Origin of the sequence: Streptomyces zhaozhouensis, assembly GCF_900230195.1 — a bacterium.
Lineage (GTDB): Bacteria > Actinomycetota > Actinomycetes > Streptomycetales > Streptomycetaceae > Streptomyces > Streptomyces zhaozhouensis.
Window position 1 is genome coordinate 54,904 of the sequence record NZ_OCNE01000009.1, and the last position, 11,898, is coordinate 66,801.

Annotated in this window: 10 protein-coding genes and 1 riboswitch; of the genes, 3 read left to right on the forward strand and 7 right to left on the reverse strand. The window is 72.6% G+C overall.

Annotation, left to right across the window (positions count from 1 at the left end; translation table 11 throughout):
* Positions 1 to 19 precede the first annotated feature (19 nt).
* Positions 20 to 802, forward strand: coding sequence for an MBL fold metallo-hydrolase (locus CRP51_RS14515; protein WP_097231606.1), 783 nt, complete (start codon positions 20 to 22; stop codon positions 800 to 802).
* 233 nt (positions 803 to 1,035) lie between these two features.
* On the opposite strand, the gene folE is transcribed toward CRP51_RS14515, so the two are convergent.
* The 6 genes from folE to dacB all read right to left on the reverse strand — a co-directional run bounded on the left by folE (position 1,036) and on the right by dacB (position 8,605).
* Positions 1,036 to 1,653, reverse strand: a complete 618-nt coding sequence (gene folE / locus CRP51_RS14520; RefSeq protein ID WP_097231607.1) for a GTP cyclohydrolase I FolE — start codon at positions 1,651 to 1,653, stop codon at positions 1,036 to 1,038.
* A 123-nt stretch (positions 1,654 to 1,776) separates the two neighbouring features.
* Positions 1,777 to 3,810, reverse strand: a complete 2,034-nt coding sequence (gene ftsH / locus CRP51_RS14525; protein WP_097231739.1) for an ATP-dependent zinc metalloprotease FtsH — start codon at positions 3,808 to 3,810, stop codon at positions 1,777 to 1,779.
* A 231-nt stretch (positions 3,811 to 4,041) separates the two neighbouring features.
* Positions 4,042 to 4,596, reverse strand: a complete 555-nt coding sequence (hpt, locus tag CRP51_RS14530; protein ID WP_170970557.1) for a hypoxanthine phosphoribosyltransferase — start codon at positions 4,594 to 4,596, stop codon at positions 4,042 to 4,044.
* A gap of 46 nt (positions 4,597 to 4,642) precedes the next feature.
* Positions 4,643 to 5,725 carry a tRNA lysidine(34) synthetase TilS gene (tilS, locus tag CRP51_RS14535; protein ID WP_097231608.1) on the reverse strand — a complete coding sequence of 361 codons (1,083 nt, stop codon included), beginning with the start codon at positions 5,723 to 5,725 and terminating at the stop codon, positions 4,643 to 4,645.
* Between the two features lie 182 nt (positions 5,726 to 5,907).
* On the reverse strand, positions 5,908 to 7,101 hold the full coding sequence (locus tag CRP51_RS14540) for a zinc-dependent metalloprotease (RefSeq protein ID WP_097231609.1): 1,194 nt from the start codon (positions 7,099 to 7,101) through the stop codon (positions 5,908 to 5,910).
* Between the two features lie 106 nt (positions 7,102 to 7,207).
* Positions 7,208 to 8,605: a D-alanyl-D-alanine carboxypeptidase/D-alanyl-D-alanine endopeptidase gene (gene dacB, locus CRP51_RS14545; RefSeq protein WP_097231610.1), complete on the reverse strand. Its 1,398-nt coding sequence runs from the start codon at positions 8,603 to 8,605 to the stop codon at positions 7,208 to 7,210.
* A gap of 109 nt (positions 8,606 to 8,714) precedes the next feature.
* Between dacB and CRP51_RS14550 the strand changes: the two genes are divergently transcribed.
* The gene (locus CRP51_RS14550; RefSeq protein ID WP_097231611.1) at positions 8,715 to 9,209 is read left to right on the forward strand and encodes an inorganic diphosphatase; all 495 of its coding nucleotides are present in this window, start codon (positions 8,715 to 8,717) and stop codon (positions 9,207 to 9,209) included.
* Between the two features lie 87 nt (positions 9,210 to 9,296).
* Positions 9,297 to 9,358: riboswitch (guanidine-III (ykkC-III) riboswitch) on the forward strand.
* A gap of 14 nt (positions 9,359 to 9,372) precedes the next feature.
* Positions 9,373 to 9,690, forward strand: coding sequence for a DMT family transporter (locus CRP51_RS14555; RefSeq protein ID WP_097231612.1), 318 nt, complete (start codon positions 9,373 to 9,375; stop codon positions 9,688 to 9,690).
* A 372-nt stretch (positions 9,691 to 10,062) separates the two neighbouring features.
* Here CRP51_RS14555 and CRP51_RS14560 read toward each other — a convergent pair whose 3' ends face one another.
* A complete protein-coding gene (locus CRP51_RS14560) occupies positions 10,063 to 11,733 on the reverse strand; it encodes a threonine/serine exporter family protein (RefSeq protein WP_097231613.1) in 1,671 nt (556 codons plus the stop codon).
* Between the last annotated feature and the right edge of the window lie 165 nt (positions 11,734 to 11,898).

An 11,898-nucleotide genomic window follows, 5' to 3' on the forward strand; every position in this document is an offset into this window, starting at 1 on the left:
ACGAACGAAGGAGCGCGGGATGCGCGTACGACGACTGGGCTGGGCCGGGCTGGAGATCGAGGCGGGCGGCGGACGGCTGCTGATCGACTACGTGCGGGACCTGACGCCGCTGTTCACCGGCTGGAGGCCGGGCACCGGCCTCGCCGCGCCGAGCGGGCGGGCCGACGCCGCGCTCGTCACCCATCTGCACCGCGACCACACCGACGCCGCCGCCCTCGCCGAGGCGCTGGCCCCGGGGGCGCCGGTGCTGCGCCCGGCGCCGGGCCACGGCGACGACGTGGACAACGTGACGACGCTGCTTGCCGAACGCGAACTCGCCGAGCGGCCGCTGGCCGTCGAGGTCGTGGACGCCTGGGACACCCGCGACCTCGGGCCGTTCCGCGTCACCGCGGTCCCCTCCGTCGACGGGCTGGGCGACCCGCAGCTGAACTGGGTGGTGGAGGCCGGCGGGCGACGGATCTTCCACGGCGGCGACACGATGTTCCACGGCTACTGGTGGCTGGTCGCGCGCCGGTTCAGCCCGTTCGACGCGGTGTTCCTGCCGGCCAACGGCGCGGTGGTCGACGCGCCGCACCTGCGCCCGCCGAGCCCGCTGCCCGCCGCGCTGGACCCGAGGCAGGCGGCGGCCGCCGCGGAGATCCTCGACGCCCGGCACGCGGTGCCCATTCACTACGAGCCGGAGCAGCCGGAGAAGATCCCGGGCTATGTGGAGGTCGCCGACCCGGCCGGGGAGTTCCGGGCACACGCCGGACACCGCGCCCATGTGCTCGCGGTCGGCGACTGGCTGGACCTCACCCGGTAACCCGCACCGCCCACCGCCCGAGAAGCGGCGCGGCGCCGCAGTCGACCGACCCCCGCCACCCGTGCACCGCGCGGTTCCCCGCGCCCCCGAGCCGCCCACCGGCCGAGAAGGGGCGCGGGGAACGGCGCGAGCAACCCGCCACCGAGTCGCACCCGACACCCCACGGCAACCGCCCGAGCACCGCGGTCGCCCACCCCCAAGCGCCCAGCGCGCCAAGCGCCAAGCGCCAAGCGCTACCGCGCGAGGATCAGGCTCATCGCCTCGGCCCGCGTCGCCGGGGTGCGCAGTTGGCCGCGGACCGCCGAGGTCGTCGTCTTCGCGCCCGGCTTGCGCACGCCCCGCATGGTCATGCACATGTGCTCGCACTCCATCACCACGATGACCCCGCGCGGTTCGAGGATGCGCATCATCGAGTCCGCGACCTGGGTGGTCAATCGTTCCTGCACCTGGGGCCGGCGGGCGAAGACGTCCACCAGCCGGGCCAGCTTGGAGAGCCCGGTGATCTTGCCGGAGGCGGACGGGATGTAGCCGATGTGCGCCACCCCGACGAACGGCACCAGGTGGTGCTCACAGGTGGACATCACCTCGATGTCCTTGACCAGCACCATCTCGTCGTGGCCCAGGTCGAACGTGGTGGTCAGCACGTCCTCGGGACGCTGCCACAGCCCGGCGAAGATCTCCCGGTAGGCCCTGGCCACCCGGGCCGGGGTGTCCCGCAGCCCCTCGCGGTCCGGGTCCTCGCCCACCGCGAACAGCAGCTCCCTGACCGCGTTCTCGGCGCGCTTCTCGTCGAACGCGCCGATCGCGCCCGGTGCGCGCTCCCCACCCGTCAACGACACCGGGTCAGTCATACCGTTCCTCGTTCCTCACGACGGATGCCCTCACTGCGGGGTCCACGCAACGGACCGCGCCCCTCACCTTAGAACGTGAGGGGCGCGGGGAGCATTCCGGGTCGAAAGGTGAAAGCGGGGTGCTCAGTCCTCGGGCCTGGGCTCGGGGGACTTCTCCAGGGAGGGCTGGCCGCCGCTCTCCACCCCGGCGCCGTTGGGCGAACCGTTGGCGGAGCCGTTGGCCATGCTGATCTCCTTGGTGGGGAAGCTGACCGGCGGCCTGGTCGAGGGGGCACGACGGGTGGAGCCCGTCCACGCCGGCCGCGGCGGGCGCTTGACCACCGGGCGGAAGACCTCGGCCAGGTCCTCCTTGTTGAGCGTCTCCCGTTCGAGCAGCGCGAGCACCAGGTTGTCGAGGACGTCCCGGTTCTCCACGAGGATCTCCCACGCCTCGTTGTGCGCGGACTCGATGAGCTTCTTGACCTCCTCGTCGACCAGCCCGGCGACCTCCTCGGAGTAGTCGCGCTGGTGGCTCATCTCCTTGCCGAGGAACGGCTCCGAGTTGTCGCTGCCGAACTTGATCGCGCCCAGCCGCTCGGTCATGCCGTACTGGGTGACCATCGCGCGGGCCGTGGAGGTGGCCTTCTCGATGTCGTCGCCGGCGCCGGTGGTCGGGTCGTGGAAGACCAGCTCCTCGGCCGCCCGGCCGCCCATCATGTACGCCAGGCGGTCCAGCATCTCGTTCCGCGTGGTGGAGTACTTGTCCTCCTCCGGCAGCACCATGGTGTAGCCGAGGGCGCGGCCCCTGGAGAGGATGGTCACCTTGTGCACCGGGTCGCTGTTGGGCGAGGCGGCGGCCACCAGGGCGTGTCCGCCCTCGTGGTACGCGGTGATCATCTTCTCCTTCTGGCTCATGATCCGGGTGCGCTTCTGCGGCCCGGCCACGACCCGGTCGATCGCCTCGTCGAGGAACTTGTTGTCGATCAGCTTGGCGTCGCCGCGGGCGGCCAGCAGCGCCGCCTCGTTGAGCACGTTGTTCAGGTCGGCGCCGGTGAAGCCGGGGGTGCGCCGGGCGACGGCCGACAGGTCGACGTCGGGGGCGACCGGCTTGCCCTTCTGGTGGACCTTGAGGATCTCCAGACGGCCCTGCATGTCCGGCCGGTCCACGGCGATCTGCCGGTCGAAGCGGCCGGGGCGCAGCAGCGCCGGGTCGAGGATGTCCGGGCGGTTGGTGGCGGCGATCAGGATCACGCCGCCCTTCACGTCGAAGCCGTCCATCTCGACCAGCAGCTGGTTGAGCGTCTGCTCCCGCTCGTCGTGACCGCCGCCCATGCCGGCGCCGCGGTGGCGGCCGACGGCGTCGATCTCGTCGACGAAGACGATCGCCGGGGCGTTGGCCTTGGCCTGCTCGAACAGGTCGCGGACCCGGGAGGCGCCGACGCCCACGAACATCTCGACGAAGTCCGAGCCGGAGATGGAGTAGAACGGCACCCCGGCCTCGCCGGCCACCGCGCGGGCCAGCAGCGTCTTGCCGGTGCCGGGCGGGCCGTAGAGCAGCACGCCCTTGGGGATCTTGGCGCCGACCGCCTGGAACTTCGCGGGCTCCTGGAGGAACTCCTTGATCTCGTGCAGCTCCTCCACCGCCTCGTCCGAGCCGGCGACGTCGTCGAACGTGGTCTTCGGGGTGTCCTTGGTGATGAGCTTGGCCTTGGACTTCCCGAAGTTCATCACCCGGGAGCCGCCGCCCTGCATCTGGTTCATCAGGAACAGGAAGACGACGATGATCAGCAGGAAGGGGAGGATGGTCAGCAGCATCCCGACGAACGGGTTCTGCGACTTGGGCGAAACGGTGTACCCGTCGGCCAGCTCGTCGTCCTGGAACTTCGACTGGAGGTTCCTCGCGAGGTCCTCGCCCTGGCCGTCGATGTAGTCGGCCTTGACCTTGTCGCTGCCCTCGATCTCCTGGCCCTCGGCCAGCTCGATCTTGATCGTCTGCTCGTCACCGGTGGTCAGCTCGGCCGACCTGACCTGGTTCTGGTTGATCGCCTGGACGACCTCGCCGGTGTCCACCTTCTTGTAGCCCTCGGAGGAGCTGAACACCTGCATCAGCAGAATCACGGCGAGGACGGCCAGAACGATCCACATCACTGGCCCACGGAAATAGCGCTTCACGTCTATCCATACGGGGCGGCGCGGCCCCGTCCCTCCTGCCACGTAGAGGCACAGCCGCTCCCGGACGGGCTCTGCTGTGCGCGCGGGTGTCCTAGTGTCGGCCGATCTGCGCCCGGCCTTGACTCAGCTGAGCTGTACAACGCGACGGTACCCCAGCACCACCGCTCGGCGCTGCCGGGCACCGGGCACGGATCGCCTCCCCCTGCTCAACGGAGGGGGGCCGATCCGGGTTCCCGTTCACTCGCCGTACACGTGGGGGGCGAGCGTACCGACGAAAGGGAGATTCCGGTACTTCTCGGCGTAGTCGAGACCGTAGCCGACGACGAACTCGTTGGGGATGTCGAAACCGACCCATTCCACGTCGATGTCGACCTTCGCCGCGTCCGGCTTGCGCAGCAACGAACAGATCCGCAGCGAGGCCGGCTCCCTGGAGCCCAGGTTGGACAGCAGCCAGGAGAGCGTGAGACCGGAGTCGATGATGTCCTCGACGATCAGCACATGCCGTCCGGCGATGTCCTCGTCGAGGTCCTTGAGGATGCGGACCACCCCGGAGGACTGGGTGCCCGCGCCGTAGGAGGACACCGCCATCCAGTCCATGGTGACCGGCGAGGACAGGGCGCGGGCGAGGTCGGCCATGACCATCACCGCACCCTTGAGCACCCCGACCAGGAGCACCTCCTGGCCCGCGTATCTGGCGTCGATCTCGGCGGCCAACTCACCGAGCCTGGCATCGATCTGTTCCCTGGTGATGAGCACCGACTCCAGGTCGGCCCCCAGATCTGACTCTCGCACCCGTGCCACTGCTCTCTACTGGCCTAACTGCCGTCGGCTTCTCGCTCTACTCCGCAGGGCGCCCCGGCGCGACCGCAGAACCGTCGGCCCACCTGTTCGCCTGCTGGAGGACAAGTCTGCCACCCTGCCTGCTCGCCTCGACGCGGCCCGGCAGATTCAGCGGACTCTGCCCGTGCCAGGCGGTGATCAGACGGTCGGTCTCCTCGATGTGCCGGGCGAAGAGCGAGCCCGCGGGAGCGCCCGCGGCGATCGCCGCGCGGCGCAGCACGCGCCGGCGCACGGCCGCGGGCAGGTCGCGGAGCGCGGCGACCTCCAGCGCGCCGTCCGGCCCCGTGGCGGCGCGCCGCGCCTGGCCGGCCCAGGCGTCCAACGCGTCCGCGTCGTCCCGGGAGAGCTGCGCCGTGCGCGCCAGGGCCTCGACGACGCCCCGGCCGAGCGCCTTCTCCAGCACGGGCAGCGCCTCGTGGCGCACGCGGGACCTGGTGAAGCCGGGGTCGGAGTTGTGCGGGTCGTCCCAGACGGGGATCGACTGGACCAGGCAGGCCCTGCGGGTGGTCTGCCGGTCGACGGCGAGGAAGGGGCGGCGGTAGCGCGGGGCGGCGGCGTCGGCGACGGGCCCGATGCCGGCGAAGACGGCGGCCATCCCGGCGAGCGAGCGGGTGCCGGAGCCGCGGGCGAGGCCGAGCAGCACGGTCTCGGCCTGGTCGTCCTTGGTGTGGCCGAGGAGGACGGCGACGGCCCCGTGGCGCTCGGCGGCGGCGTCCAGGGCGGCGTAGCGGGCGGCGCGGGCGGCGGCCTCGGGACCTCCGTCGTGGCCCACCGAGACGGCGGTCGCCTCCACCGGGTCGAGCCCCAACTCGACCAGCCGATCGGCGACTTCGCGGGCCCTGACGTCCGAGCCCGGCTGGAGGCCGTGGTCGACGGTGACGCCCCCGGCGCGCAGGCCGCGGCGCGGGGCCTCGAAGGCGAGCGCCGAGGCGAGGGCCATCGAGTCGGCGCCTCCGGAGCAGGCCACCAGCACCAGGGGCGGCGAGCCTGAGGGGGTGGGCGAGCCGACGTCGTGACGGATGTCGTGCAACACGCGGCGGACCGCCAGGCGTATCGCGGCGACCGCGGGATGGGGACCCATTCCGAATCACTTCTTTCCGCAGAGTGGCTGAGGGGGGACCCTCACGCGAGACTGTCACGCAGGGTGCGTAAATGGTGACAGAGAAGGGCTGTTACCCGAGCATCGCACGCCATCCCGGGGCCCACGGTCCCTCATACGAGTGATTCACCGGCACTACTGGAACCGTTCGGCCGCGCTTCCTCTCAGGCCGCGCCGCCCCCGGAGATCCCCTCGTACCCCTCCGGCCGCACCCGTGCCAGCCAGCGCTCGGGATCGGCGATCTCGTCCCTGGTCGGCAGGGTGTTGGGCGAGGTCCACACCTTGTTGAACCCGTCCATCCCGCCGCGCTCCACGACGGTGCGGACGAAGCGTTCGCCGTCCTTGTACTGCCGCAGCTTGGCGTCCAGCCCCAGCAGCCGCCGCAGCGCCCGGTCCAGCCGGCCGGCGCCGGCCTCCCGCCTGCGGGTGAACTTCTCCCTGATCTCCCCGACGGACGGCACCACCTCGGGCCCCACCGCGTCCATCACGTGGTCGGCGTGCCCTTCGAGCAGCGACATCACGGCCGTCAGCCGGTCCAGGATCTCCCGCTGCGCCGGGGTCTGCACCAGGTCCACGATGCCGCGGCCGCCGTCCTCCCCCGCCGGCTCGACCGGCGGCTCCTCGCGCGGGGTCTCGTGCGCGGTCTCCTGCCCGCCACGCCCGGTCAGCGAGGAGAACGCCTGCCTGATCCGTTCGACCAGCGTCGCCGGGTCCACGTCGGCCTCGGCGAGGAACGCCTGGATCTCGCTCTCCAGATGGTCGCGCAGCCACGGAACGGCCGTGAACTGGGTGCGGTGGGTCTCCTCGTGCAGGCAGACCCACAGCCTGAAGTCGTGGGGGTCGACGTCGAGTTCGCGCTCCACCTGCACGATGTTCGGCGCCACGAGCAGCAGCCGCCCGGCGCGCGCGCCGGGGCCGCCCGCCGGCAGCGCGGAGGTGGCGGGCGCGAAGGTCTCGTACTGCCCCAGCACACGGGAGGAGAGGAACGCCAGCAGCATCCCGACCTCGACGCCGGTGACCTTCCCGCCGACGGCCGTCAGCACCCCGCCGCCGGGAGAACCGGAGCGGCGTTCCCGCATCCGGGTCATCAGCGGCTGGAGCACCTCGCGGAAGCCGGCGACGTTGGCCCGCACCCAACCGGGCCGGTCGACGACCAGCACCGGGGTGTCGACCGAGCCGGAGTCCAGCCGCGTGTAGCCACGGACGTGCCCCTCCGCGGCGGTCGCGTGCGCCCGCAGCTCGGCGACCACGGCCCGCGCCTCGTCCCGGCCCACCTCGGGGCCGGGCCGCGCGAAGCGGGTCGCCGTGGAAACCGCGAGATTCCAGTCCACCAGGTCGGTACCGCCGAGGCTCGTCATGCTTCCCACGGTACGGTGCCCGCCCGAGAAGCGGATAGGGCTCCGGCCGGGGGCCGGCGACAGCGGCGCGGGGCGCGCCGGACGCGTTGCCGACCCCCCGGAGGGGTCAGGCGACCGAGAGGGAGGCCAGGGCGCTGGCCGCCGTGTCGAGGGCCTCCTGGGCCGCCGCGGCGTCCCGCGTGTCCGCCGCCATGAAGGCGAACGCGAGCACCCGGCCGTCGGCCGTCGTCGCGGTGCCGGCGAGCGTGTTGACGCCCGTCAGCGTTCCCGTCTTGGCGCGCACCACGCCCGCGCCGCCCGCGCCGTTCCCCTCGTCGTAGCGGTTGGTCAGCGTGCCGGTGAAGCCCGCGACCGGCAGGCCGGTCAACGCGGGCCGCAGCTCGGGGCGTTCGGGGTCGGCCGCCGCCGCGAGCACCGCCGTGAGCAGCCCGGCCGTGACCCTGCTCTCCCGGTCGAGCCCGCTCGCGTCGGCGATCCGCACGGATTCCAGCGGCGCGCCCAGCGCCTCCGCCCGCCCGGTCAGGGCCCTGGCGACGCCGCCGGCGGTCCCCGGCTCGTCGCTGGCCACCGCGGTCACCCGGGCCAGCGCCTCGGCCAGGTCGTTGTCGCTGTCGGTGAGCATCCGCTCGACCAGGGAGGCGACGGGCGCCGAGCGGTGCTCGGCCAGGTGCGCGGCCTCCTCGGGCGCGGTGGCCTCGCCGATCCGGCCCTCCACGTCGATGCCCGCCGTCACCAGCCGTTCGGCGAACGTCCTGGCCGCGTCCTTCGCCGGGTCGGTGGAACGCTCCGCGGGGCCGTGGGTGCTGTCGTCGAGACGGCCCGCGTTGACCTGGAGCGGGGTGATCGGCGCGATGTTGGTGTTGACGCCGATCGGGTGGGTCTCGGCGGCGTAGGCGGAGACGTCGTAGGCGACGGTGACGCTGTCCAGGTCGCGCCCGGCGAGCGCGCGGGCGGTGCGGTCGGCCAGCCCCTGGAGGTCGCTCGCGGTCAGCGTGGTGTCGCCGCCGCCGACCAGGAAGACACGGCCGGCGTCGGCGTCGACGACGGTGCGGGTGGTGAGCTGGTGGTGCGGGCCGAGGGCGTCGAGCGCGGCCGCCGCGGTGACGACCTTGACGGTCGACGCGGGGGCGCGGGCGCTGGTGACGCCGCGCTCGAAGAGCACGGCCCCCGAGGACACGTCGATCACCGAGCCGGTGGCCTCCTCCCCCAGGTCGTCGGCCTCGAGCAGCGGGGTGAGGACGCGGGTGAGCACCTCGGCGGAGGGTGCGGCGGCGCTGCCGTCGAGGGGGCTGAGCACGGCGGGGGCGGCCGGTGTGCCGCCGGCCAGCCGTTCCGCCGTCAGCTGCCCGCGTTCCAGCTCGGCCGCCTCGGCCTGGTCGCGTTCGGCGGCACGCTGCCCTCCGTCCCAGGGGCCCGTCAGCGCGACGAGGCCGGCGGCCAGCGCGAGGCCCGCCGCTCCTGCCCCGACCGCGAGCCGGCCCACGGAACGATGGCGACGTACCATCTGAGCTGCCCATCGCACGGTACCGACCAGCCCCTTTCGCATACCGATGGCGGCGTGAGAGACACTTAACCACCTGTCGCGTGTGTAGATCGGTTAAGGAGACCACCCAGTGGAGTTCGACGTCACCATCGAGATTCCGAAGGGATCGCGGAACAAGTACGAGGTGGACCACAAGACGGGTCGCATCCGGCTGGACCGCCACCTGTTCACCTCGACCGTCTACCCGGCCGACTACGGCTATGTCGACGGCACCCTCGGCGAGGACGGCGACCCGTTGGACGCGCTGGTGCTGCTGGACGAGCCGACGTTCCCCGGCTGTCTGATCCTGTGCCGCGCGATCGGCATGTTCCGGATGCGGGACGAGGCCGGCGGCGACGACAAGCTGCTGTGCGTCCCGGCGTCCGACCCGCGCATGGAGCACCTGCGGGACATCCACCACGTGAGCGAGTTCGACCGGCTGGAGATCCAGCACTTCTTCGAGGTGTACAAGGACCTGGAGCCCGGCAAGTCCGTCGAGGGCGCCAACTGGGTGGGTCGCACCGAGGCCGAGGCCGAGATCGAGGCCTCCCTGAAGCGCGCGGCCGACGCCGGCGAGAGCCACTGACGCCTCCGCACCCGGGCCGCCCCGTCACGCCGGCCCCGACGCGCCCGGTCGGCCTCGCCCCGGGCGCGTCGCTGTGCGAAACTCGCCGCAGAGCCCCGACCGGCTCCTGGACGAGGGTGCCGTACCCAGCCATGACAAGACGGCACAAGGAGTTGTCGTCGTCATGGCGTGGATCGTTCTCGTGGTCTCCGGCTGTCTTGAGGCCGTCTGGGCAACCGCTTTGGGCAAGTCGCAGGGCTTTTCCCGGCCCTGGCCGACGGCGGTCTTCGCCGTCGCGCTCTTCGCCAGCATGGCGGGTCTTGCCTATGCCCTGCGCACCGTGCCCGTCGGCACCGGCTACGCGGTCTGGGTGGCGATCGGGGCGTCCCTGACCGCCGCCTACGCGATGGTCGCGGGGGAGGAGGCCGTCACCCCGCTGCGCGTGCTGCTGCTGCTCGGCCTCGTCGGCTGCGTGATCGGTCTGAAGCTCACCAGCCACTGAGCCGGACGCGCGAGAGCACGGGAAGGCACGAGAAAAGGGGTCGGCCCCCGCCCGGTGGGACTCCGGGCGGGGGCCGACGCCTGTACGGGGACCCGTGGGTCAGACCAGCCAGCCCACGAAGTGGACGAGGCCGGCGAGCACGTTGGTGAGGAGGTCCATGGTGGTTCCTTCTGTGTGGAATGTCAGGGACAGCGACGACCGGGCGTGGGACCGCCGGGCCGCGCGTGCGGGGAAGGGCCGCGGTCCCTTCCCGAGCACCCCTTCAGCATCACCGGTCACACGGTGGCGCGTTGGCGTTATGCCCCGGACGCACCCCAACGAGCGACCACCCGGCCATACGTTCGTGCGACACCGGGGCGCCACCCGCCCGGGTCAGAAGCCCCTGGTGCGCTTGACGCCGCGGCGGCCGATCGGCGAGGTGAGCCCCGGCGTCTTGATGAAGAGCCTGGCCATCTCGCCGCCCAGGTTCACCCCGACCGCGATGGCCAGCGCCAGGGTGACGGCGCGCAGCAGGTTCTCCAGGCCGAAGTCCACCTCGCCCTGCGCGAAGCCCAGCAGCCCCAGGTAGAACGCGCTGCCCGGCAGCAGCGGACCGATGGCCGCCGTGACGTAGGGCAGCGAGGAGGTGAACTGGTACCGCGACTGGAGCTGCCCGAAGAGGCCGACCATCCCGGCGGCGACGGCGGTGGCCGCGAACGGCGACAGCCCCGCGACATCGTGCATCGAGCCGTAGACCAGCCAGGCGATCCCGCCGTTGACGGTGGCCGGCAGCACCGTGGAACGTTCCTGCTGGAGAAGCACGCAGAAGGCCAGGGAGAGCAGCAGCGCGGCGCAGAGTTGCACCGCGGGCCGGACCGCCCTGGTCATCACCTCGGGGTCGAGCCGCACCCCGGAGGTCTCCCCGATGTAGAGCACCGCCAGCACGCCGCACACGATGCCCACGCTGAGGTAGATCACCTCCAGCAGACGGGCCGAGGCGGTCAGGTAGTAGCCGGTCAGGCCGTCCTGCACCCCGGCGACCAGCGCCCGCCCCGGGATCAGCGCGAAGAGTCCGCCGGTGATCATCGCGGCGGCCTGCGCCTCGCCGTGCCCCGAGGTGTGGCTGGCGGCCCAGGCCACGCCCACCAGCGCGGGGGCCATCGCGGCGGCCACGAACTGGTAGAACTCGGGGAGCCCGCGCCCCGCCGCCAGCCAGGCGAGCCGGTCGCCGACCATCGCCCCTATGACCGCCAGCAGGAACACCTGCCAGCCGCCGCCCACCAGCACGCTCGCCGCGCCGGCCAGCAGCCCGGCGGCCATGGTGAGCTGCCACTTGGTGAACGGGTGCCTGTTCCGCCGCATCTGCGCCAGCCGGCGGTATGCCTCCTCCAGGCTGACCTCGCCCGAGGTGATGTCGTCCACCAGCCGGAAGACGGCGGCCAGCCGGGTGTAGTCGGTACCGCGGCGGCGCACCGTGCGGGTGAGCGAGACGGACGGGTCGACCAGCGAGGGCTGGTGGGTGATGGAGATCAGGGTGAACGTGACGGTGGCGTCGCAGCGGTCGAGGCCGTAGGCGTGGGCCACGCCGAACATCGCGGCCTCGACGTCCTCGGCGCCCTCGCCGCCGGCGAGCAGCAACTCGCCGATGCGCAGCGTCAGGTCGAGCACCCTCGGTACCGCGGGCGCGGCCTCGCCCTCGTCGGCGACGGGCACGCGCTCGGGCGCCGGCCGCTCGGCGACGGGCAGCCGCACCATGCTCCGCATCCGGTCCTGCCAGGGCGTGCCGCGCCCGAAGGCCGGGACGCCCTCGGCGGGCGTGAACTCGTTCTGGGTCTGCGGCCTCGGCGGCAGTTCGAGCCCCTCGGGGACCGCGAACTCGGAGCTGGGGTGGTCGCTCTCGGCCACCGGCAGTTCCAGGCCCTCGGGAACGGCGAAGCCGGAGGTCGTCTCCTGCTCCGACGGCTCCTCCCCCGCCGCCCAGGTGCTCTCCCCGGCCACTTCTCGCTCCCGCTCCCTCACTCCGTCCGGACATGGACCCGCCAAACGGGGCCCTCCGCGCAGCATAAGTGGATCTCGGGGCCGACCGCGCGCCGGCGCCCGCTGCGGCAGACGCCCACGCACGTCTCTGACCTGCGACGACATCGGGCGAACGGACCCGGTCCCGCCCCGTGAGCGGGGCGGATCACCCGGTGATTTCCCCCACAGCCGCCCGCGGGGCCCCGCAGGACC